Genomic DNA, 23,576 nt, shown 5'->3' with positions numbered 1-23,576 from the left:
ACTGATCTGTTTCGCCCCAACCCGCCATGCGGTCCATCATTGCGGAACGCAAGCGGCCGCGTACGGACAATGAGCAAACGATCACTACCCGCTCGGCATATGCCGGGTGCAACCCGGGCCGGGTGCGCGTCAAGCCCGGGTTGCCGCAAACCGCCTCCTACCAGGCACTCCAGGCCAGGTTCCAGCCGCTGAGGCCGTTGTCCGGAGCCACCGTGCCGCGCGAGGAATTCTGCACCGTCACGATGTCGCCGATCAGCGAGCCGTCGTAGAAGCTGCCCGCCGAGGTGCCGTCGCCGCCGCCCTTGACGTCCTTGAGGCCGACGCAGCCGTGGCTGACGTTGTCCTTGCCGAAGGCGCTGCTCCAGTAGTTGCCGTGTACGTACGTGCCGGACGTGGTCAGCCGCATCGAGTGCGGCACCTGGAGGTCGTACGGGTCCCCGGTCATCCCGGGCATGCTGCTGGACTGCATCCGCACCACGCCCTCCTTGGACATCACCACCATGGTGCCGTTCCAGGTGGGGTGCTCCGAGGAGCCGGAGGTGATGTCGACGACGGAGCTCCTGCCGTCGTTGACCACCGTCATCCTGTGCGTCTTCGCGTCAACCGTCGAGACCTGCGATCGCCCGATCGTGAAGGGCTCGTCCCGGTCCACGCCGCCGTAGACGCCGGGGGCGAGCTCCACGTTCTTCAGCCGGTAGTGGACGGTGACCTTCGTCCCCGGCTTCCAGTACGCCTCGGGGCGGAAGTCCAGCCGGCGGTTGCCGAACCAGTGGCCCTTCACCACGGTGCCGTTGTCGGACTCGAAGGTGATGCCCTTGGCGACCGCCTCCTTGTTCTTCACGTCCTTGTCGAAGTCGACCGAGACGATCATGCCGACCCCGTAGGTGGCGTTGTCCTCGACGTTGTCGCTCGCCTTCGCCTCGCGCTCGGGCGTCAGCGTGGTGAAGCCGCTGTCCGCCGAGGCGACCACGCCGTTGGCGTCCGCCGCCATCGCGCTCACCTGGTAGGCGGTGCCGACCGCCAGGCCGGCCGTCGGCGTCCAGCTGCCGCCGTCGGCGGCGATCGTCCCGGCGACCTCCTTGCCGGTCCGGTCGCTCACCTTGACCGTGGTGAGCTTGCCGCCCGCCACCGCGACCTTGAGCGCGCCGCTCGGGGCCACGTCCACCGCGCCGTTCTTCGGCTGGATGTCCAGCACCGCCGCCGACACCTTCGGCGCCGCCGGGGTCGACGCGGGGGCGTCGGCCGGCGCCGCCCCGGAGGCCGGTGCCGCCCCGGAGGCCGGTGCCGCTCCGGACGCCGGCGCGGAGGCGGTCGCCGCGACGCCCGCCGCGCCCCCCAGGTCCGCCCTGGCCGCGCTCCCACCGGCCGCGCCGTCGCCCCCGCCGCACGCGCTGGTCAGCACCAGCGCGCCGCCCATCAGACCGGCGGCCACCACTGTCCGTATCGACCTCATGTCGACTCCTCCCGTTGATCCCGCTCGACCACGAGGGGACTCGACAGATACACGCGCCATCCACCGGAAAGGTTGCGCCATCCGGGCGACGATCACGCCACGAACGACGACCGGCCCGACCCCAACGAGTGAGGATCGGGCCGGTCGTCGTCGAACCGGGACTACCGGGGCTGCCGCCGGGGTAGAGCGTGTGTCGCCGGACCTACCAGTTGGCCCAGCCGATGTTCCAGCCGCCGAGGCCGTTGTCGGGCGCGACGGTCTTCTCCTTGGTGTTCACGATCTTCACCACGTCGCCGACCAGCGAGTCGTTGAAGAACTTGCCCGCCACCGAGGTGTCGCTGCCGCCCTTCTCGTCGGCCATCGAGACGCAGCCGTGGCTCGCGTTGGACTTGCCGAAGGGGTTGGCCCAGTAGTTGCCGTGCACGAAGGTGCCGGAGGTGGTGAGCCGCATCGCGTGCGGGACGTCCTGGATGTCGTACTCGCCGCCGAGACCGACGGTCTGCGAGTTCATCCGGGTGACCTTCTCCTTGGACATGATCACCATGGTGCCGCCCCAGGAGGGGGTCGCGTCGGCGCCGAGGGTGACCGGCACCGTGGTGCTCTTGCCGTCCCGGACGGTCGTCATCGTGTGGGCGGCCGAGTCGGCCGTCGAGACCTGGGAGCGGCCGATGGTGAACGGCTCGTCCTTGTCCACGTCGCCGTAGATGCCGGGGGCGACCTCGACGTTCTTCAGCCGGTAGTGGATGGTGACCTTCGTCCCCGGCTTCCAGTACTCGGCCGGGCGGAAGTCCAGCCGCTTGGTGCCGAACCAGTGGCCCTTCACCTCGGTGGCGGCGCCGTCGCTGGTCTCGAAGGTGATCCCCTTCGCCACGGCCTCCTTGTTCTTCACGTCCTTGTTGAAGACCACCGAGACGATCATGCCGACGCCGTAGGTGGCGTTGTCGGCGATGTTGTCGTTCGTGGAGATCGTCTTCGCCGGGGTCAGCGTGGTGAACGAGGTCGTCGACGCCGTCACCAGGCCCTCGGCGTCCTGGGCCTGCGCGCTCACCTTGTAGACCATGCCGACGGCCAGGGGCGCGCTGGGCTTCCAGCCGGAGCCGTCCGGCGTGATCGCCCCGGCGACCGGCTTGCCCTCCTTGTCGGTGACCTCGACGGTGGTGAGCTTGCCGCTCGCGACCGAGACGGCCAGCGCGTTGGTCGGCGAGACGTCCTGGGCACCGTCCTTCGGCTCGACGGTCAGCACCGCGGCCGAGGTCTTCGGCGCCGCCGAGCTCTGGCCGGGCGCCGGAGCGCCCCCACCGTTGGCACCCGCCGTGGCGGCCGCGTCACCCCCGCCGCTGCCCCCGTCACTGCCCTTGTCGTCCCCACATGCCGCGGTGAGCAGCAGCACCCCGCCCATCGCGAGCGCCACTGCGCCGCGGCGCATCCGACGGCTGGTGGTCCCTATCGCGGCGTCGTCCGCCAAAACCGGCTTCACGGTTTCTCCCCTCCCGGTGTCCATCCAGATGGACGCGTGTTCGCCCGGACGGGTTGCACCGGACCGGCGATCTTCCGCGCCGGTCTTCGGCGCGGCAAGCAGGATAGCTGGGCCGAATGAGTGAACCCCGGGGGGAGTGCGGTGAATCACAGGTGGAACAGCGGTGAAGACCGGCGGGAGGGTCACCGCCGCGCAGCCGGGGCCAGGGGCCGGTGGCTCAGCGCTCGATCGCGCTGCCCGCGACCCACTGGGCCCAGGGCAGGTTCCAGCCGTTGAACCCGTTGCTCGGCGGGACGGCGTCCCCGGTGGCCGCCTTCACCTCGATCACGTCCCCGGGGATGGTGTGCTCGAACAGCCAGCCCGCCGGGGTGTCCTTGCTCGTCCCGCCCTTGGCGTCGGCCAGGCCGATGCAGCCGTGGCTGGTGTTGGCCGCGCCGAACACCGCCGGGTCGGCCCAGTAGTTGCCGTGGATGAAGGTGCCGGAGGTGGTCAGCCGCATCGCGTGCGGGACGTCCTTGATGTCGTACTCGTCGCCCATCCCGACGGTCTGCGAGTTCATCCTGGTCGTGCGGTACTTCTCGGAGACCACCAGCACGCCCCGGTAGGTGGTGTGCTTCGGGTCCCCGCCGGACACCTTGAGCGTGCGCACCACCTTGCCGCCCGCCCCGGCCCGCACGGTCAGGGTGTGGGCGTCCAGGTCCACCGTGGAGACCTGGGCCCGGCCGACGGTGAACCGGACGTCCTTGGTCTGGGTGCCGAACGCGCCCGGCGCCCCCTGCACGTCCTTGAGCCGCAGCGCCACCGCGACCTTGGTGCCGGCCGCCCAGTAGGCCTTCGGCCGGACGTCCAGCCGCTGGGTGCCGAACCAGTGCGCGGCCAGCTCCACCGGCGGGTCGGCCGTCACCGTCACCGCCCGCTCGACGGCCGCCCGGTCGGTGATCGGGCGGCTGAAGCGCAGCGAGACGGGCATGCCGACGCCGACCGTGGAGCCGTCCTCCGGGGTGAAGAAGGCGACGAAGGTGTGCGCCCGGGCCACCGTCGAGAAGTCCGTGTGCTGGTTCGCCTTCTGGCCCTGGTCGTCCTCGGCCACCGAGTCCAGGGTGTACGCGGTGCCGAGCGGCAGCGGGCCGTTCGGCGCCCAGCTCGCACCGTCCGGGGAGAGCGTCCCGGCCACCTCGGTGCCCCTCGCATCGGCCAGCCGGACGGAGACCAGCCGGCCCTGGGCCACCGAGACCCGGACCGCGCCGTCCGGCGGGACGTCCTCGGCGCCGTCGGCGGGCAGCGCGGTGATCGCCGCCCGGGAGGGGGCCGGCGGGGCCGTGTGCCCCGGGGCCGCCGCGTCCTGGGCCGGGCCGGCCGCCGGACCGCCCCCGCCGGCGCACCCCGTCAGCACCGCCAGGCTCCACCCCAGCGCCGCCGCACGGCGCGCCCACACCAGTACTCGGGGCCGCATTCCGGGGCCTCCCGCCGTTTCCGTCCGATACCCCGGACAACGAGGGCAATCCCGGCAGGACACGCGGACCGCCGGGTGAACCTCACTCCGGCGGCCCACCACCGGGCGGCCGGCGGCCCGGTGGTGGCCCCGGTTCGGGCCCGGGCGGCGTGCCCGAACCGCCCCCGCGGCGCGCGGCCCCCGGCCGCCATCCGCCGGTAAGCCACCGTTCAGCGGCTTCCGATCAGCAGGATCAGGGAAAGAGAAGGTGAACGGGGTCCGGGACACCCCGCCCAGGGAGGGTAGGGCCATGGCGTCAGGGCAGGAGCTGGAAGCCGGAGTGCGGCCGCGCGGCGGTACCGGCACCGAGCCACCGTGGCCCGGCAGCTGGCAGCCGCTCGGCGCCCGCTTCCGCACCGATGCCCAGGGCCGCCAGGGCACCAACTTCGCGCTCTGGGCGGCCGGCGCCGAGGCGGTCGACCTCTGCCTCTTCGACGAGGACGGCCAGGAGAGCAGACACCGCCTCACCGAGCAGAACTTCCAGACCTGGCACGGCTTCCTGCCCGGCGTCCGCCCGGGCACCCGGTACGGCTTCCGGGTCCACGGCCGCTGGGACCCGTGGACCGGCGCCCGGTGGAACCCGGCCAAGCTGCTGCTCGACCCGTACGCCCGGGCCGTCGACGGCTGTTACACCTCCCACGACGCGGTCTGCTCCGCCGTCCGCAACTGGCCCGAGGCCGACGTCGCCGACACCGTCCGGGACAACCGCGACTCGGCCCGCTACGTGCCCAGGTCCGTCGTGGTCCACGACGACGACGACTGGTACGACGACCACCGCCCGAAGACCCACTGGGCCGAGACCGTGCTGTACGAGCTGCACGTGCGCGGCTTCACCATGCGCCACCCCGAGGTGCCGCCGGAGCTGCGCGGCACCTACGCGGGCCTCGCCCACCCCGCCGCGATCGCCCACCTCACCGGGCTCGGCGTCACCGCCGTCGAGCTGCTGCCGGTGCACCAGTACGCCAGCGAGGACCACCTCCAGGCCCGCGGCCTGGGCAACTACTGGGGGTACAACACCGTCGGCTTCTTCGCCCCGCACGCCGGCTACTCCTCCTCCGGCAGCCGCGGCGGCCAGGTGGGCGAGTTCAAGCGGATGGTGCGCGCGCTGCACGCCGCCGGCATCGAGGTCGTCCTCGACGTGGTCTACAACCACACCGCCGAGGGCGCCGAGCTGGGCCCCGCCCTCTCGCTGCGGGGCATCGACAACGCCGGGTACTACCGGCTGCCGCTGAACCGCCCGCGCGGCTACGCCGACTACACCGGCTGCGGCAACACCCTGGACACCCGGCGGCCGCAGGTGATCCGGCTGATCACCGACTCGCTGCGGTACTGGGTGACCGAGATGGGCGTGGACGGCTTCCGCTTCGACCTCGCCGCCGCGCTCGCCCGCGGCAGCGACGGCGTCGAGATGGACCACCCCTTCCTCGCCGCCGTCTCCCAGGACCCGGTGCTGAGCCGGGTCAAGCTGATCGCCGAGCCCTGGGACGTCGGCGCGGGCGGCTACCAGGTCGGCGGCTTCCCCCCGCTGTGGGCCGAATGGAACGACAAGTACCGCGACACCGTGCGGGACTTCTGGCGCGGCGCCCGCCCGGACGTCCGCGAGCTCGGCTACCGGCTCTCCGGCTCCTCCGACCTCTACCAGCGCGGCGGCCGGCGCCCCTACGCCTCGGTCAACTTCGTCACCGCGCACGACGGCTTCACCCTGCGCGACCTGGTCTCCTACGACCGCAAGCACAACGAGGCCAACGGCGAGGCCAACCGGGACGGCACCGACGACAACCGGTCCTGGAACCACGGCGCCGAGGGAGAGACCGCCGATCCGGCCGTCCACGCCCTGCGCCTGCGCCAGTTGCGCAACCTGATGGCCACCCTGCTGCTCTCCACCGGCGTCCCGATGATCACCGCCGGGGACGAGTTCGGCCGCACCCAGCGCGGCAACAACAACGCCTACTGCCAGGACAACGAGATCAGCTGGCTGGACTGGTCCCTGCTGGCGGACCGCGACTGGGCCGGGCTGCGCGACCTCACCGCCCGCCTCGTCCGGCTGCGCCGCGCCCACCCGGTGCTGCGGCAGCGGGCGTTCTTCTCCGGCCGGGCCGCCACCCCCGGCGGCCAGCCGGACCTGGCCTGGTTCACCCCGCGCGGCAAGGAGATGACCGAGGCCGACTGGTTCGCCCCCACGGCCTGCCTCGGGATGCTGCTCTCCGGCACCGCGATGTCCGAACGCGACCAGCACGGACGCCCGTTGCGCGACGACAGCTTCCTGCTGCTGCTCAACACCGGCCCCGACCCGGTGGCCTTCACGCTGCCCGGCGAACCCTGGGCCGCGCCGGACGCGCGGTACGAGACGGTGCTGGACACCGCGAGCGAGGAGAACGGCCCGCTCCCCTCCCCGGACACCGCCCTGCTCGGCGGGCACTCGCTGCGCCTGCTGCGCGCACCCGCCCCTCGCTGACCCCCGCACCCCACGCGTCCCGGCCACCGGTGGCCGGTTCTCGACGACAGGTGCGAAAAACCTGATGAGAAATGACGCGGGCCCGACCTACGCTCACGGCGATGGCCGAGAACCAAGCCCCCGCCCCCACGTCCGCCCACCGGTCGACGGTCCGCTCGCTGCTGCGCCTGTGGCCCTACGCCCGCGCGATCCGCTGGCGGCTGACCGCCTCGGTCGCCGCCGCGCTGTTCGCCGCGCTCAGCGTGCTGCTCGTCCCGATCGTTCTCGGCCGAATCGTCGACGGACCGATCACCGACCACGACGTCGGCGCGCTCTGGCCGCTGATCGGCCTGCTCCTGGCGCTCGGGCTCTTCGAGGCGGCCCTGTTCTACGCCCGCCGGGTCATCCTCGCCAAACCCCTGGCCGGGGTGGAGACGGCGATGCGCGGCGACCTCTTCGCCCGGCTGCAGCGGCTGCCGATCTCCTTCCACGACCGCTGGGGCTCCGGCCAGTTGCTCTCCCGGGCGACCTCCGACATGTACACCATGCGGCTGTTCCTGGCCTTCCCGCTGGTCTTCCTGATCGTCAACACCGCGACCTTCCTCGCGGGCACCGCCCTGATGTTCACCCAGGACTGGCGGCTGGCCCTGATCGTGCTGGCGCCCGCCGTCCCGCTGATGGTGCTGACCCGGAGGTTCGAGGCCGGCTACTCCGGCGCCGCCCGGCTCGCCCAGGACCAGAACGGCGACCTCGCCACCGTCATCGAGGAGTCCATCCTCGGCATCCGCATCCTCAAGGCCTTCGGCCGCCACCGGTCGATGGCCGACCGCTTCCGGGCCCGGACGCACGACCTGCGCCGGACCGAGCTGCGCAAGGCCGGCCTGCTCGCCAACCTCTGGGCGGTCATCGTCGGCCTGCCCGAGCTCGCCCTCGGCTGCGCCCTCGCGGTCGGCTGCTACCTGGTGGCGCACGACGAGCTGAGCACCGGCACCCTGGTCGCCTTCCTCTCCACCGCGCTCGCGCTGCGCTGGCCGGTCGAGTCGCTGGGCTGGCTGCTCGCCTACGCCAACGAGGCCGCCACCGCCGCCGACCGCTTCTTCGAGGTGCTGGACGAGCCGCTGCCGGACGACGACACCGAGCCGGCCCCGGCCGACGCCGCCGACACCACGGCCACGGCCACGACACCGGGCGCCGCCCCCGACGGCATCCGGCTCACCGGCGTCCGCTTCCGCTACCCGGACGCCCCGCCCGACACCCCCGACCTGCTCCGGGGCATCGACCTGCACATCCGCAGCGGCGAGACGATGGCCCTGGTCGGTGCCACCGGCAGCGGCAAGACCACGCTCACCGCGCTGCTCCCCCGGCTGTACGACGCCACCGCCGGCACCATCACGCTGGACGGCCGCCCGATCCGCGAGCTGTCCCGCGAGCGGCTGCGCGAGCTGGTCTCGGTCGCCTTCGAGGAGCCGACCCTGTTCTCCGCCACCGTCCGGGAGAACGTGCTGATGGGCGCGCCCGGCGCCGGCCCCGAGCAGCTCGCCGCCGCGCTGGCCACCGCCCAGGCCGGCTTCGTCGAGAAGCTGCCCGACGGCGCCGGGACGGAGGTCGGCGAGCAGGGCCTCAGCCTCTCCGGCGGCCAGCGCCAGCGGCTGGCGCTGGCCCGCGCGGTGGTCGGCGCCCCGGCCTTCCTCGTCCTGGACGACCCGCTCTCCGCGCTGGACGTGCACACCGAGGCGCTCGTCGAGCGGGCCCTGCGGCAGGTGCTCGGCTCCACCACCGCGCTGGTGGTGGCCCACCGGCCGAGCACCGTGCTGCTCGCCGACCGCGTCGCGGTGCTCTCGGACGGCCGGATCGAGGCCGTCGGCACCCACCAGGAGCTGCTGCGCAGCTCGGCGCGCTACCGCGAACTGATGTCGGGCGACGCCGCCCTGGTACCGGAGAGGGGCGCCGCCCGATGACCACCACGCTCGAACCCGCCGAGAAGTCGGCGAAGTCCACGGAGGCGGCGAAGGCCGCGCCGGAGGAGGAGCTGCCCGCGCCCCCGGCCGACGAGGAGGACATCCCCGTCCCGCCGGGCGCGCCCCGGGCGCTGCTGCGCGCGCTGCTCGGCCCGCACCGGGCCCGGATCACCGTCGCGATGGTGGTGATCCTGCTCCAGCAGGCGGCACTGCAGTCCGGTCCGCTGCTGGTGGCGATCGCCATGGACCGGGGCATCCCGGCACTTCGCGACCACGACGCCGGCCCGCTGGTCGCGGTGATCACCGCCTACCTCTCCTGCGCGCTGATCAGCACCGTGCTGCAGTGGGCGTTCATCAAGATCAGCGCCCGGATCAACCAGGACATCCTGCTGGAGCTGCGCGGCCGGATCTTCCGGCACGCCCAGCGGCTCAGCCTGGACTTCCACGAGCGGTACACCTCGGGCCGGATCATCTCCCGCGCCACCTCCGACGTGGACGCGCTGCGCGAGCTGCTCTCCGAGGGCCTCCAGGAGCTGCTGACCGTCTTCCTCTCGGTCTTCTACATCTCGGTGCTGCTGCTGGTGATGGACTGGCGGCTGGGCCTGGTCTCGCTGGCCTCGTTCGTCCCGCTGTTCCTGATCGCCCGCTCGTTCCGGAGCCGCTCCCGCCGGGTCTACCGCCGCTCGCGCACCTCGGCCGCCTCGCTGATCGTGCGCTTCACCGAGACCATGAACGGCATCCGCCCCGTCCAGGCCTTCCGCCGCGAGCGGGCCAACGACGCCGCGTTCTCCGTGGTCAACCGGCAGTCGGCCGCCGCCACGGCGGACGGCCTGCTGGAGATCGCCCGCTACGTCGGCCTCTCCCGCGCCACCGCGAACGTCTGGAGCGCCGGTGTGGTGCTGCTCGGGGCCTTCCTGGTCACCGACGGCGCGGTGGAGCTCGGTGTGCTCACCGGTTTCGTGCTCTACCTGCGCCGCCTGTTCGACCCGATCGACCAGCTCGCGATGTTCCTGAACAGCTACCAGTCGGCCGCCGCCGCCCTGGAGAAGATCGCCGGCCTGCTCGCCCACGAGCCGACCGTCGCGGAGCCCGCCGAGCCGAAGGAGCTCCCGGCCCAGCGGTCCACCGCCGCGGCCAAGGGGCGCGAGGTGCACTTCGAGAAGACCGCCTTCGGCTACCGCTCCGGCAAGGAGGTGCTGCCCGCGTTCGACCTGGTGCTGCCGGCCGGCCAGACCGTGGCCGTGGTCGGGGCGACCGGGGCGGGCAAGTCGACGGTCGCCAAGCTGCTGGCCCGCTTCTACGACCCGACCGGCGGTCGGATCAGCCTCGACGGGGTGGACCTGCGCGACCTCGCCACGCCGGAACTGCGGCGCGGCGTGGTCATGGTGACGCAGGAGTCGTTCCTGTTCTCCGGCACCGTCGCCGAGAACATCGCGATCGGCCGTCCGGGTGCCTCCCGCGCGGAGGTCGAGCAGGCCGCCCGGGACATCGGCGCGTACGAGTTCGTCGCCGCGCTGCCGGAGGGCTTCGACACCGACGTGCGCAAGCGCGGCGGCCGGATCTCGGCCGGCCAGCGCCAGCTGGTCGCCTTCGCCCGGGCCCTGCTGGCCGACCCGGCGGTGCTGATCCTGGACGAGGCGACCAGCTCGCTGGACGTGCCCGGCGAGCAGGCCGTCCAGCGGGCGATGCGCACCGTGCTGGCCGGGCGGACGGCCGTGATCATCGCCCACCGGCTCTCCACCGTCGAGATCGCCGACCGCGTCCTGGTGATGGACCAGGGCCGGATCGTCGAGGACGGCACCCCGCAGGAGCTGATCGACGGCTCCGGCCGCTTCGCCGAGCTGCATCAGGCCTGGCGGGACAGCCTGGTCTGACCGCGCCGCGCGGGTAATAGCCTCTAGGCCCTTTCATCCATTACCGAAAGGGCCTAGAGTCGTCCCCGGGACCGACCGGGCCGCACCGGGCCGCACCGGTCCGCAGGCCGACGACCTAGGGAGCGGACGTGACCGACCGGACGCACTGGCAGGACTGGCAGCGCAGCTGGGACCGCCAGCAGGAGTGGTACCTGCCCGACCGCGAGGAGCGGTTCCGCGCCATGCTGGACGTCGTCGAGGCGGTCGCCGGCCCCGAGCCGCGCGTCCTCGACCTGGCCTGCGGCACCGGCAGCATCAGCGAACGACTGCTCGCCCGGCTGCCCGGCGCGGTCAGCGTCGGCGTCGACCAGGACCCAGCGCTGATGGCCATCGCCCGCGGCGTCTTCGCCGACGAGCCCCGGTTCACCCTGGTGACCGCCGACCTCAAGGACCCGGACTGGGCCACCCGGCTCCCGCCCGGCCCGTTCGACGCCGTGGTGACCGCCACCGCCCTGCACTGGCTGCCCACCGACGACCTCGTCCGGCTGTACGGGGACCTCGCCGAGCTGGTCCGCCCCGGGGGCGTCTTCCTCAACGCCGACCACACCCCCGAGTCGACGATCCCGCTGCTCACCGCGGCCGACGAGGCCTTCCAGCAGCGGCGCCAGGAACGCGAGCGGGCCGACGGCGTGCTCGACTGGGCCGGATGGTGGGCGGCGGCCGCGGCCGACCCGCTGCTCGCCGAGGAGGTCACCGCCCGCAACGCGCTCTACGGCTCGCACGCCCAGGGCGCCGTGCACCCCGCCGACTGGCACACCGCCCGGCTCGTCGAGACCGGGTTCCGCGAGGCCGGGGTGGCCTGGCGCTCCGTCACCGACTCCCTGGTCGCCGCCGTCCGCTAGGCCCCCGCCCGGCCGGGCGGGGTGGGGAGAGCCGGACCGACCGGCCCTCCCCACCCGTTCAGCGCAGCAGCCCCGCGTCCATCCCGGTGGATTCCGGCGGCAGCGCCACCAGGCCCAGCTCGGCCGGCGAGGCCAGCCGCGGATGGGCCGGCAGCACCCGGACGGTGTACCCGAACGGGCCAGTCCGGCAGAGCTCCAGCGAGCCCTCGTAGCGGGTGCGCCCGTCGAGGTCCGGCCCGCCGACCGGCTTGAGGGCGAGCAGGCAGGCGTCCGAGATGCCGTCCGACTCGTCCACCCGGCCGGAGACCACCTGCACCTCCACGTCACCGGGCTCCAGCGCGCCGAGCGCGACCTGCACCCGCAGCGCCAGCGAGCTGCCCAGCTCCTGCGCCTCGTCCGGGCACTCCGCCTCGACGTGCTCGACCCGGACGGCCGGCCAGGCCTCCCGGACCTTGGCCTTCCAGCCGGCCAGCTCACGGGCCCCCGCGTACGGGCCGGTCACCGGCCCGCCGGGCACCGCCGCCGCCAGCTCCCGCTGGGCCAGCGCCGCCGGGGTGTACAGCCGCTCGACGTACTCGCGGACCATCCGCCCCGCCAGCACCTTGGGCCCGAGGGTGACCAGGGTGTGCCGGACCATGGCGATCCAGCGGTGCGGCAGCCCGTCCGCGCCCCGGTCGTAGAACCGGGCGGCCACCTGGTGCTCGATCAGGTCGTACAGTGCGGCGGCCTCGATGTCGTCCCGCCGCTCGGCCTCGCCGCTCTCCGGGTCGAGGACGCCGGCGCTCTCGTCGGCGGTGGGGATCGCCCAGCCGTTCTGGCCGTCGTACCACTCGTCCCACCAGCCGTCCAGGACGGACAGGTTGAGGCAGCCGTTCAGCGCGGCCTTCATCCCCGAGGTGCCGCAGGCCTCCAGCGGGCGGAGCGGGTTGTTCAGCCAGACGTCGCACCCCGGGTAGAGGTGGCGGGCCATCGCCATGTCGTAGTCCGGCAGGAAGACGATCCGGTGCCGGACGGCCGGGTCGTCGGCGAAGGCGACCATCTGCTGGATCAGCCGCTTGCCGCCGTCGTCGGCCGGGTGGGCCTTGCCGGCGACCACGATCTGCACCGGCCTGGTCGGGCTCAGCAGCAGGGCGCGCAGCCGCTCCTGGTCGCGCAGCATCAGGGTGAGCCGCTTGTAGGAGGGCACCCGGCGGGCGAACCCGATGGTGAGCACGTCCGGGTCGAGCACCGAGGAGACCCAGCCGAGCTCGGCCTCGCCGGCGCCGCGCTGGCGCCAGGAGGCGCGCAGCCGGTGGCGGGCCTCGTCGACGAGCTGGGCGCGCAGGCTGCGGCGCAGCTCCCAGATCTCGCTGTTGCCGATCCGCTCCAGGCCCGTCCAGCGCTTGGCGTCCCCGGTGGTCATGGCGTCCTCGGCGCGGTCGGCGCCGATCTCGGCGGCGCCGAGCCGGACGACCGCCGGGTCGATCCAGGTCGCCGCGTGGACGCCGTTGGTCACCGAGGTGATCGGGACGTCCGCGGCGTCGAATCCCGGCCAGAGTCCGTTGAACATGGACCGGCTGACCTCGCCGTGCAGGGTCGAGACGCCGTTGGCGCGCTGGGCGAGCCGCAGGCCCATCGCCGCCATGTTGAACAGCTTCGGGTCCCCGCCGCGCCAGGTCTCGGCGCCGAGCGCGAGCACCTGGTCAGCCGGGACGCCGGGCAGTGCCGCGTCGCCGCCGAAGTGGCGGGCGACCAGGTCCCGGTCGAAGCGGTCGATGCCGGCCGGGACGGGCGTGTGGGTGGTGAACAGGGTACCGGCCCGGACGGCCTCCAGGGCGGCGGCGAAGTCCAGACCGGGCTCGGCCGGACCGTCGGTGATCAGCTCGCGGATCCGCTCGATCCCCAGGAAGCCGGCGTGGCCCTCGTTGGTGTGGAAGACCTCGGGCGCGGGGTGGCCGGTGAGCCGGCAGTAGGCGCGCACCGCACGGACGCCGCCGATGCCGAGCAGCATCTCCTGGAGCAGCCGGTGCTCGCTGCCGCCGCCGTACAGGCGGTCGGTGACGTCGCGCTCGGCGGCCGAGTTGGCCTCGATGTCGGAGTCGAGCAGCAGCAGCGGCACCCGCCCGACCTGGGCCCGCCAGACGTGCGCGGCGAGGGTGCGGCCGCCGGGCAGCGCGAGGTCGATCCGGCAGGGGGTGCCGTCACTCTCCCGGAGCAGCGTGACGGCGAGTTCGTCCGGGTCGAGGAGCGGGTAGCGCTCCTGCTGCCAGCCGTCCCGGTTGAGGGACTGCCGGAAGTAGCCGTGCCGGTAGAACAGCCCGACGCCGATGATCGGCACGCCGAGGTCGCTGGCCGCCTTGAGGTGGTCGCCGGCCAGGATGCCGAGGCCGCCGGAGTACTGGGGCAGCGCCGCGGCGATGCCGTACTCGGGCGAGAAGTAGGCGATGGCGGTGGGCTGCGCGGCATCGGCGACCGGTTGGTCGAGGCCGTGCTGGGCGGCCTGGTACCAGCGCGGTCCGGCCAGGTACTCCCGCAGGTCGTCGGCGAGGTCGCCGAGTCTGCGCAGGAACCGGCGGTCGGTGGCCAGCGCGGCGAGCCGCGCGGCCGGGACCTCGCCCAGCAGGCGCACCGGGTCCTCCCCCGTGGCCGCCCAGACCTCCGGGTCCACGGACCGGAAGAGGTCCCTGGTCTCGGGATGCCAGGACCAGCGCAGGTTGAGGGCCAGCTCGTGCAACGGCTGGAGTTGTTCGGGCAGGACAGTGCGGACGGTGAATCTGCGGATTGCCTTCACGGCGTGAAGCGTAGCCCCGGCGGCTGTCATGAGGGTGCGTCAAGTGGGCTATTGAGCCTCCGTTCGGGCTATTGATGAGATCGCATTCGGCGCATTGGGCTGCAGAGGGGGCGCGCGCGGCGCACGTTCCGTCGGATCGCGCTACCAATGCGTGAACATTGCGGAACAGATCCATTTCCACCGGCGGAGCCGCCCCGGACAAAGCCCGAAACTACTGTCGTACCGCTGCAAAAGTCCGGTCGCCGGTGCGACTATGAACCAAGGTCGTGGATGCTGCGGGGAGTGCGGCGACGGGTGGCGCCCTCCTTGAAGCAGCACGTCCGAATCCTTTTCGCGTTGATCGATTCCCAACCTCCTTAGCCCATTCGGCGCTCACCGCGCGCCGCCGCGTGTCCTGGGACTCGGCCTGCTCGTTCACGGGTGGGTTGGGTCGCCCAGGGGCGTGCCCCGAGAGGCGTGCGCCGGGACGCGCGCGGGCTCTCGGGCGCCCCGCCAGGGGCTCGGCGGGAGCGGGGCAGGTTGCCGGGGACGGCGGCGCGGGCAGGCTTCCGGTCGCACGTCCTCCCCACCCAGCAGTCCTCCCGGTACTCCCCCCGGCCGGCCCGGCCCGCGGGAGCTGCCGCCGATCTCGGGCAGGAGTTTGGCATGCACGGCGACACGCGGGACCAGTCCACACCGGTGGCCGAAAGCCACGACGCAGCGGTCGCGGAATCCGCCGGACGGATGGATTCTGACACTCGGACAGACGCGGCGATGCCGGGACCCCGGGGCGCCGCGGCCGACCGTCCGGAGCAGCCGTCCGAACCGGCCCGACAACCCGGGACCGAGGAGAGCCGGCCGGCGGCGCCCCGCAGGCGCACCACCACGCGCCGCACCGCCGCCACCGGCACCGAGGTCACCACCGCCGGCACCGGGACGATCGCCGGCTCCGGAACGGGCGCCGCCGCGAAGGCCGGCCCGGCGCCCCGGCGGGCACCCGCCCGCACCACGGCCGCCGGCGGGTCCGCGACCGGACCCGCCGCCAAGCCGGTCGCCAAGACCGCCGCCAAGAGCCCAGCCCGCAAGCCAGCCGCCCGCAAGACGACAGAGAGCGACACCGTGATCGGCCGCATCCCCGTCCTGGACGTCAGCCCCCTCGTCGACGCCGGCCGTCGCCCGGCCAAGGCGGTGGTCGGCGAGACCTTCGCGGTCACCGCCACCGTGTTCCGCGAGGGCCACGACGCGGTGAACGCCAACGTCGTCCTGCGCGACCCGCGCGGCCGCAGCGGCCCGTGGACGCCGATGCGCGAACTCGCCGAGGGCACCGACCGCTGGGGCGCGCAGGTCACTCCGACCGCGCCCGGCCGCTGGTCCTACCTGGTGGAGGCGTGGAGCGACCCGCTGGCCACCTGGCGCAAGGTGGCCGCGGTGAAGCTGCCCGCCGGGATCGACACCGCGCTGGTGCTGGAGGAGGGCGCGCTGCTGCTGGAGCGGGCCGCGGGCGGCGTGCCGAAGAAGGAGGGCCGGGCGCACATCCTGGCCGCGGTGGACGCCCTGCGCGACGCCGGTCTGCCGCCGCTGTCCCGGCTGGCCGCGGCGCTCGCGCCCGAGGTGCTCGACCTGCTGGCCCGCTACCCGCTGCGCGAACTGGTGAGCGCCTCCCGCCCGCTGCCGCTCCAGGTGGACCGCGAGCGCGCGCTGTACGGCTCCTGGTACGAGTTCTTCCCCCGCTCGGAGGGCGCGGTGGTCGACCCCTCCGGCGTCGAGCCGCCGCGCTCGGGCACCCTGCGCACCGCCGCCGAGCGGCTGCCCGCCGTCGCCGCGATGGGCTTCGACGTGGTCTACCTGCCGCCGGTCCACCCGATCGGGCGAGCCTTCCGCAAGGGGCCGGACAACAGCCTGACGGCCGGTCCGCACGACGTCGGCTCACCCTGGGCGATCGGCTCGCCGGAGGGCGGCCACGACGCCGTCCACCCGGACCTCGGCACCATCGAGGACTTCGACCACTTCGTCGCCGAGGCGGCGGCGCTGCACCTGGAGGTGGCCCTGGACTTCGCGCTGCAGTGCTCGCCGGACCACCCCTGGGTCAACAAGCACCCGGAGTGGTTCAGCCACCGCGCCGACGGCACCATCGCCTATGCCGAGAACCCCCCGAAGAAGTACCAGGACATTTATCCGATCAACTTCGATCAGGACATGGACGGAATCGTCAAGGAAACCCTCCGGGTCCTGCGGTTCTGGATGAGCCACGGCGTGCGGATCTTCCGGGTCGACAACCCGCACACCAAGCCGGTGCTGTTCTGGGAGAAGGTGCTCGCCGACATCGCCCGCACCGATCCGGACGTGGTCTTCCTGGCCGAGGCCTTCACCCGGCCGGCGATGATGCACACCCTCGGGAAGATCGGCTTCCACCAGTCGTACACGTACTTCACCTGGCGCACCACCAAACAGGAGCTCACCGAATACCTCTCCGAGCTCGCCGGCGACGCCGCCTCCTACATGCGGCCCAACTTCTTCGCCAACACCCCGGACATCCTGCACGAGTACCTGCAGACCGGCGGCCGGGCAGCGTTCGCGATCCGTGCCGTACTGGCCGCCACCCTCTCCCCCAGCTACGGCGTCTACGCCGGCTTCGAGCTGTACGAGAACGAGCCGGCCCACCCGGGCTCGGAGGAGTACCTGCACTCCGAGAAGTACGAACTGCGACCCCGCGACTGGACCCGCACCGACTCCCTGGCCCCGCTGCTCACCGTGCTGAACCGGCTGCGCCGGCGGCACCCCTCGCTCCAGCAGCTGCGCGGCCTGCGCTTCCACCCGACCGACAACGACCAGGTACTCGCCTTCTCCAAGACCGCCACCACGACCGAGGGCCTGACCGACCACGTCATCACGGTCGTCAACCTCGACCCGCACCACGCCCAGGAGGCCACCGTCACCCTCGACGGGGACGGCCCGTTCGCGGTGCACGACGAGCTCACCGGCGCCGCCTACACCTGGGGCCGGCACAACTACGTCCGGCTCGATCCCTCAGCCGAGCCGGCTCACCTCCTCACGGTTCGGAGGAACCCAGCGTGACAGTGAACGAGCCCGTCCCCGACACCTTCCCCGAGACCTCGAAGAAGAACCTGGACCCCGAGTGGTTCAAACGTGCGGTCTTCTACGAGGTGCTGGTGCGGTCCTTCCAGGACAGCAACGGCGACGGGATCGGGGACCTCAGGGGGCTCACGTCCAAGCTCGACTACCTCCAGTGGCTCGGGGTCGACTGCCTCTGGCTGCCGCCGTTCTTCGCCTCGCCGCTGCGCGACGGCGGGTACGACGTCGCGGACTACAAGTCGGTCCTGCCGGAGTTCGGCGACCTCGCCGACTTCATGGAGTTCGTCGACGCCGCGCACCTGCGCGGCATGCGCGTGGTCATCGACTTCGTGATGAACCACACCAGCGACCAGCACCCCTGGTTCCAGGCCTCCCGGGAGGACCCGGACGGCCCGTACGGCGACTTCTACATGTGGGCCGACGACGACAAGCAGTACCCGGACGCCCGGATCATCTTCGTCGACACCGAGACCTCCAACTGGACCTACGACCCGGTGCGCAAGCAGTACTTCTGGCATCGGTTCTTCTCCCACCAGCCGGACCTCAACTACGACAACCCCCGCGTCCAGGACGAGATGATCGCCGGGCTGCGGTTCTGGCTCGACCTCGGCATCGACGGCTTCCGGCTGGACGCCGTGCCGTACCTGTTCGCCCGCGAGGGCACCAACTGCGAGAACCTGCCGGAGACGCACGAGTTCCTCCAGCGGGTCCGCAAGGAGATCGACGCCGACTACCCCGACACCGTGCTGCTCGCCGAGGCCAACCAGTGGCCGGAGGATGTCGTCGACTACTTCGGCGACTTCGCCTCCGGCGGCGACGAGTGCCACATGGCGTTCCACTTCCCGGTGATGCCGCGCATCTTCATGGCGGTCCGCCGGGAGTCCCGCTACCCGGTGTCGGAGATCCTCGCCAAGACCCCGCGGATCCCGCACGGCTGCCAGTGGGGCATCTTCCTGCGCAACCACGACGAGCTGACCCTGGAGATGGTCACCGACGAGGAGCGCGACTACATGTACGCGGAGTACGCCAAGGACCCCCGGATGCGCGCCAACGTGGGCATCCGCCGCCGGCTCGCCCCGCTGCTGGAGAACGACCGCAACCAGATCGAACTGTTCACCGCCCTGCTGCTCTCCCTGCCGGGCTCCCCGGTGCTCTACTACGGGGACGAGATCGGCATGGGCGACAACATCTGGCTGGGCGACCGGGACGGCGTGCGCACGCCGATGCAGTGGACCCCGGACCGCAACGCGGGTTTCTCGTCCGCCGACCCGGGCAGGCTCAGTCTGCCGCCCATCATGGATCCGGTGTACGGCTACCAGGTGACCAACGTCGAGGCGCAGCAGAGCAGTTCGAGTTCACTGCTGCACTGGACGCGTCGCATGATCGAGATCCGCAAGCTCAACTCGGCGTTCGGCCTCGGCACCTACACCGAGCTGCCCTCCAGCAATCCCGCGGTACTGGCCTTCGTGCGGGAGCACGAGGGCGACCTGGTCATGTGCGTGAACAACTTCTCGCGGTTCGCGCAGCCGACCGAACTCGACCTGCGGCAGTTCGGAGGGCGGTACCCGGTCGAGCTGATCGGCGGGGTGCGCTTCCCCTCGATCGGTGAGTGGCCGTACCTGCTCACCCTCGCCGGGCACGGCTTCTACTGGTTCCAGCTCCGGCAGCCCCCGCGCCTCAGCAGCGCCAGGCGATCGAAGTAACGATCCGTCAGGAGCACCCGTTCCACCAAACCCTCCGGGGGCGCGAGAGTTGAACACCCCGCGCCCCCGGAGGTCTCTGCACCACCGCGTACGGAGAACAGCCCAACGGCCACTTACACGAAGGCGTGACACCTGAGCACCGCTCGCGTGCCGTCGCCGCCGCGCCGCCGAAATCCGGAAGACTGACGGACCCGGCCAGACCCGTCGGGCAGTCCGCCCGCTTCCGGGGAAAGGGAGTCATGTCCGAAACCTCCCGTTCTCAAGCCGATCTGCACCGCGACACCCCCACCGGCCCCGCGCCGGTGGGCTCCCGCGGCGCCGCGGCCCGGAGAACCGCTCTGGGGGTCAGCGAACTCGTCCAGGCGGCCCTGCCCCTGATCGCCGAGTGGCTCCCCACCCAGCGCTGGTACGCCGGCAAGGGACGGCCCATCACCGGCCTCACCCCCGTGGTCGGCACCCCGCTCCAGGTCGGCGACCCGGCCCTGCTGCACCTGCTGCTGCGGGTCGAGCACGCCACCACCGCGGGCGCACCGCACGGGGACATCTACCAGCTGCTGCTCGGCATCCGCTCCGCGGGGACGGCCGACATCGAGCCGAGCGCCGTCCTGGGACGGCTCAGCCAGGGCCCGTACGACGGCGCGGCGCTCTACGACGCGGTGCACGATCCCGAGCTGACCGGGCGGCTGCTGGAGCACCTGGCCACCGGCGACCGGTTCGGCTCGCTGTCGTTCCGCCGCACCCCCGGCTCCGGGCTGCCCACCAACCTGCCCGGTCGCGCCTCCACCGCGGAGCAGTCCAACAGCTCGGTCATCTACGGCACCGCGTACATCCTCAAGCTCTTCCGCCGCATCCACCCCGGCACCAACCCCGACCTGGAGCTGTCGCTGGCGCTCTCGCGGGCCGGCTCCACCCGGATCCCCCGGGTCGCGGCCTGGTTCGAGAGCCGGCTGGAGCGCGCGGAACCGGCCACTCTCGGCCTGCTCCAGCGCTACCTGCCGGAGGCCGAGGACGGCTGGGAGCTGGCCCTGGACCAGGTCGGCCGGCTCAAGGGCGACCCGTCCCCCGGCAACTTCGCGATCGAGGCGCACCGGCTCGGCCGGGCCACCGCCGAGGTCCACCGGGTCCTGGCGCGCTCGATGCCGGTCGCCCGGCTGGACCGCACCCAGACCCGGCAGCTGGCGACCGCGATGGCCGACCGGCTGGACAGCGCGGTGGCCGCCGTGCCCGGGCTGCTCCGCTACCGGTCCGCCCTGCGCGCCGCCTTCCAGCAGCTCGCCGACGCCCACCCGGACGGCATGCCGGTCCAGCGGATCCACGGCGACCTCCACCTCGGACAGGCCATGCGGACCCCGCACGGCTGGGTGCTGCTGGACTTCGAGGGCGAGCCGGCCAAGTCCGTCGCCGAGCGGCGCGAACCGCAGACCGCGCTGCGCGACGTCGCCGCGATGCTCCGCTCCTTCGACTACGCGGCCGCCCACCTGCTGGCCGGCGCACCGCCCGACCCGGAGCTGGCCCACCTCGCCGCCGCCTGGGCCCAGCGCAACCGCACCGCCTTCTGCGCCGGCTACACCGCCGGCGGCGGCACCGACCCGGCCGCCTCGCCCGAGCTGATGCGCGCCCTGGAGATCGACAAGGCGGTGTACGAGGTGGTCTACGAGGCCCGCCACCGGCCCGGCTGGCTGCCGATCCCGCTGGCCGCGATCAACCGGCTGGCCCTGACCGTCTGAGGGCCCGCCAGACCGGCTCCGCACCCGCCCCCGCCCCCGAGAACGCCCGCCACCGACGCCCCCGGCCACCCCGATCCCGCAGGAGGACCACGCCGTGACGCCGCTCGACCCGCCCGGCCGCACCCCCCGTACCGTGCCTGCCACCTTCCTGGCGGGCCCGGACTCCGCCCAGCGCGAGCCCTCGGCGGCCCGGCGGGCCGAACCGCGCCGCCCGGCGCCCGACGGCGGCCCGGACGGCGCCGCCGCCCGCGCGGCCACGGACCCGGCTACGGACCCGGCCACGGACCCGGCCGGCAACACCGCCGGCGACGCGGCCGCAGACGCCGCGGGGAGCGCCCCCGACGGAACCCCCGCCGCCGCTGCCGCCCCTGCCGCCCCCGTCGCCCCCGTCGCCCCCGTCGCCACCCCGGAGGGCCTCCCCGACGGACCGGCCGCCCCGCCCGGGGCGCTGCGGCTGCCCGAGGCACCGCTGCCGCCGAGCGAGGTGGACCGGCTGGTCGGCGGCATGCACCACGACCCGCACGGCCTGCTCGGCGCCCACCCGGTGCACGGCGGCACCGCGATCCGGGTGCTGCGCCCGTTCGCCGAGCGGGTGGTGGTGGAGACCGCGCACGGCCCCGCCGAGCTCACCCACCAGCAGAGCGGCCTCTTCACCGGCCTGCTGGCCGGCACCGAGGTGCCCGACTACCGGCTGCTGGTCAGCTACCCCGGCAGCGAGCCGCTCAGCCAGCACGACGGCTACCGCATCGCGCCCACCCTCGGCGAGCTGGACCTGCACCTGATCTCCGAGGGCCGGCACGAGCAGCTCTGGCGGGCGCTCGGCTCGCACGTGCGCACCGTCGACGGGGTGCCCGGCACCGCCTTCGCGGTCTGGGCGCCGAACGCGGCGGGCGTTCGGCTGATCGGGGACTTCAACCACTGGGACGGCACCGCGCACCCGATGCGCTCGCTCGGCTCCTCCGGCGTCTGGGAGCTGTTCGTCCCGGGCCTGGCCGAGGGCACCCAGTACAAGTACGAGATCCACACCCGGCAGGGCTGGGTGCTCGACAAGGCCGACCCGCTGGCCCGGGCCGCGCAGTGCCCGCCGGGCACCGCCTCGGTCGTCACCTCCTCCTCCTACCGCTGGCAGGACGACGAGTGGATGGAGCGCCGGGCCCGCGCCGCGCACCACCGGGCGCCGATGTCGGTCTACGAGCTGCACCTGCCGTCCTGGCGGCCCGACCTCACCAGCTACCGGGCGATCGCCGAGGAACTGCCCGGCTACCTCAAGGAGTTGAACTTCACCCACGTGGAGTTCATGCCGGTGATGGAACACCCCTTCGGCGGCTCCTGGGGCTACCAGGTCTCCGGCTACTACGCCCCCACCGCCCGGCTCGGCAGCCCCGACGACTTCCGCCACCTGGTCGACACCCTGCACCGGCACGGCATCGGCGTGATCGTCGACTGGGTGCCCGCGCACTTTCCCAAGGACGACTTCGCCCTCGCCCGCTTCGACGGCGAGCCGCTGTACGAGCCGGCCGACCCGCTGCGCGCGGAGCACCCCGACTGGGGCACCCTGGAGTTCGACTACGGCCGCACCGAGGTGCGCAACTTCCTGGTCGCCAACGCGGTGTACTGGTGCGAGGAGTTCCACATCGACGGCCTGCGGGTCGACGCCGTCGCCTCGATGCTCTACCTCGACTACTCCCGCGAGGGCGGCGCCTGGACGCCCAACCAGTACGGCGGCCGGGAGAACCTGGACGCGGCCGCCTTCCTCCAGGAGATGAACGCCACCGTCTACCGGCGCTGCCCCGGCGTGCTCACCATCGCCGAGGAGTCGACCGCCTGGGAGGGCGTCACCCGGCCCACCGACAGCGGCGGCCTGGGCTTCGGCCTGAAGTGGAACATGGGTTGGATGCACGACTCGCTGGTCTACATGTCCAAGGAGCCGGTGCACCGCAAGTACCACCACAACGAGATCACCTTCTCGATGGTGTACGCCTACTCCGAGAACTACGTGCTGCCGATCTCGCACGACGAGGTGGTGCACGGCAAGCAGGCGCTGGTCTCCAAGATGCCCGGCGACTGGTGGCAGCAGCGCGCCAACCAGCGCGCCTACCTGGGCTTCATGTGGGCCCACCCGGGCAAGCAACTCCTCTTCATGGGGCAGGAGTTCGCCCAGGGGTCGGAGTGGGACCACGAACAGGGCCCGCAGTGGTGGGTGCTCGACGAGCAGTCCTGGCCGGCCGCCGGGGAGCACCTCGGGATGCGCCGGCTGGTCCGCGACCTCAACCGCCGCTACCTCGACGCCCCGGCGCTCTGGGAGCAGGACACCACGCCGGACGGCTTCCGCTGGCTGGACGGCGGCGCGGCCGAGGACAACCTGCTCTCCTTCGTCCGGTACGCCGCCGACGGCTCCCCGCTCGTCGCGGTCTGCAACTTCTCCCCCGTCGTGCGGCACGGCCACCGGGTCGGCCTGCCCGCCCTCGACGGCCGCGAGCAGCTCTGGGAGGAGGTGCTGAACACCGACGCCGAGACCTACGGCGGCGCCGGCGTCGGCAACTCCCACCCGGTGAAGACCGAGTCCGTCCCCTGGAACGACCAGCCCCGCAGCGCCGAACTCGTCCTGCCGCCCCTCGCCACCGTCTGGCTCCGTCCGGCCTGAGCACGCCCGGTCGGTGCCGGGCCGTCGTGCCCGGCACCGATCGGCCCCAGGCTCCCCGCCGGAGGCCGAGGGCTACCGCGGCTCCAACCCG

The 23,576-nt window shown here is 73.0% G+C and carries 12 protein-coding genes; 8 read left to right on the top strand and 4 right to left on the bottom strand.

Annotation, left to right across the window (positions count from 1 at the left end; genetic code table 11):
* Positions 1-157: 157 nt before the first annotated feature.
* From ABZ495_RS13270 to ABZ495_RS13260, 3 genes are all read right to left on the bottom strand, one after another.
* Positions 158-1,453 carry an Ig-like domain-containing protein gene (locus ABZ495_RS13270; RefSeq protein WP_359835731.1) on the bottom strand — a complete coding sequence of 432 codons (1,296 nt, stop codon included), beginning with the start codon at positions 1,451-1,453 and terminating at the stop codon, positions 158-160.
* A 202-nt stretch (positions 1,454-1,655) separates the two neighbouring features.
* Positions 1,656-2,930, bottom strand: coding sequence for an Ig-like domain-containing protein (locus ABZ495_RS13265; protein WP_329489666.1), 1,275 nt, complete (start codon positions 2,928-2,930; stop codon positions 1,656-1,658).
* 217 nt (positions 2,931-3,147) lie between these two features.
* Positions 3,148-4,383, bottom strand: coding sequence for an Ig-like domain-containing protein (locus ABZ495_RS13260; RefSeq protein WP_359803080.1), 1,236 nt, complete (start codon positions 4,381-4,383; stop codon positions 3,148-3,150).
* A gap of 289 nt (positions 4,384-4,672) precedes the next feature.
* Here ABZ495_RS13260 and glgX point away from each other — a divergent pair, with 289 nt between their 5' ends.
* The 4 genes from glgX (at position 4,673) to ABZ495_RS13240 (ending at position 11,569) form a co-directional block, all read left to right on the top strand.
* A complete protein-coding gene (gene glgX, locus ABZ495_RS13255) occupies positions 4,673-6,877 on the top strand; it encodes a glycogen debranching protein GlgX (protein ID WP_359803082.1) in 2,205 nt (734 codons plus the stop codon).
* Positions 6,878-6,978: 101 nt separating this feature from the next.
* Positions 6,979-8,814 (top strand): ABC transporter ATP-binding protein, encoded by a 1,836-nt coding sequence (locus tag ABZ495_RS13250; RefSeq protein ID WP_359803084.1) that lies wholly within the window; start codon positions 6,979-6,981, stop codon positions 8,812-8,814.
* On the top strand, positions 8,811-10,688 hold the full coding sequence (locus ABZ495_RS13245) for an ABC transporter ATP-binding protein (RefSeq protein WP_359835729.1): 1,878 nt from the start codon (positions 8,811-8,813) through the stop codon (positions 10,686-10,688). Before ABZ495_RS13250 ends, ABZ495_RS13245 begins: the two co-directional genes overlap by 4 nt.
* A 128-nt stretch (positions 10,689-10,816) precedes the next feature.
* Entirely contained in the window at positions 10,817-11,569 is a 753-nt protein-coding gene (locus ABZ495_RS13240; RefSeq protein ID WP_359803088.1) for a class I SAM-dependent methyltransferase, read from the top strand.
* A 58-nt stretch (positions 11,570-11,627) separates the two neighbouring features.
* Here ABZ495_RS13240 and glgP read toward each other — a convergent pair whose 3' ends face one another.
* Positions 11,628-14,339, bottom strand: coding sequence for an alpha-glucan family phosphorylase (glgP, locus tag ABZ495_RS13235; RefSeq protein ID WP_359803090.1), 2,712 nt, complete (start codon positions 14,337-14,339; stop codon positions 11,628-11,630).
* Between the two features lie 1,098 nt (positions 14,340-15,437).
* On the opposite strand from glgP, the gene ABZ495_RS13230 reads away from it, so the two are divergent.
* The 4 genes from ABZ495_RS13230 (at position 15,438) to glgB (ending at position 23,485) form a co-directional block, all read left to right on the top strand.
* Entirely contained in the window at positions 15,438-17,393 is a 1,956-nt protein-coding gene (locus tag ABZ495_RS13230) for an alpha-1,4-glucan--maltose-1-phosphate maltosyltransferase (RefSeq protein ID WP_359803312.1), read from the top strand.
* A complete protein-coding gene (gene treS, locus ABZ495_RS13225) occupies positions 17,390-19,114 on the top strand; it encodes a maltose alpha-D-glucosyltransferase (RefSeq protein ID WP_329489659.1) in 1,725 nt (574 codons plus the stop codon). Before ABZ495_RS13230 ends, treS begins: the two co-directional genes overlap by 4 nt.
* Before the next feature lie 239 nt (positions 19,115-19,353).
* Positions 19,354-20,841 carry a phosphotransferase gene (locus ABZ495_RS13220; RefSeq protein ID WP_359835727.1) on the top strand — a complete coding sequence of 496 codons (1,488 nt, stop codon included), beginning with the start codon at positions 19,354-19,356 and terminating at the stop codon, positions 20,839-20,841.
* A 94-nt stretch (positions 20,842-20,935) separates the two neighbouring features.
* Positions 20,936-23,485, top strand: coding sequence for a 1,4-alpha-glucan branching protein GlgB (gene glgB, locus ABZ495_RS13215; protein WP_359835726.1), 2,550 nt, complete (start codon positions 20,936-20,938; stop codon positions 23,483-23,485).
* The last annotated feature ends 91 nt before the right edge of the window (positions 23,486-23,576 follow it).

This window comes from Kitasatospora sp. NPDC005748 (assembly GCF_040630735.1).
Taxonomy (GTDB): domain Bacteria; phylum Actinomycetota; class Actinomycetes; order Streptomycetales; family Streptomycetaceae; genus Kitasatospora.
This window is presented reverse-complemented; position numbering and strand designations above follow the sequence as displayed.

Coding starts and splice junctions, on each gene's coding strand:
- glgX (WP_359803082.1), top strand. CDS start 4,673: ATGGCGTCAGGGCAGGAGCTGGAAGCCGGAGTGCGGCCGCGCGGCGGT.
- ABZ495_RS13260 (WP_359803080.1), bottom strand. CDS start 4,383: ATGCGGCCCCGAGTACTGGTGTGGGCGCGCCGTGCGGCGGCGCTGGGG.
- ABZ495_RS13220 (WP_359835727.1), top strand. CDS start 19,354: ATGTCCGAAACCTCCCGTTCTCAAGCCGATCTGCACCGCGACACCCCC.
- ABZ495_RS13245 (WP_359835729.1), top strand. CDS start 8,811: ATGACCACCACGCTCGAACCCGCCGAGAAGTCGGCGAAGTCCACGGAG.
- ABZ495_RS13270 (WP_359835731.1), bottom strand. CDS start 1,453: ATGAGGTCGATACGGACAGTGGTGGCCGCCGGTCTGATGGGCGGCGCG.
- ABZ495_RS13250 (WP_359803084.1), top strand. CDS start 6,979: ATGGCCGAGAACCAAGCCCCCGCCCCCACGTCCGCCCACCGGTCGACG.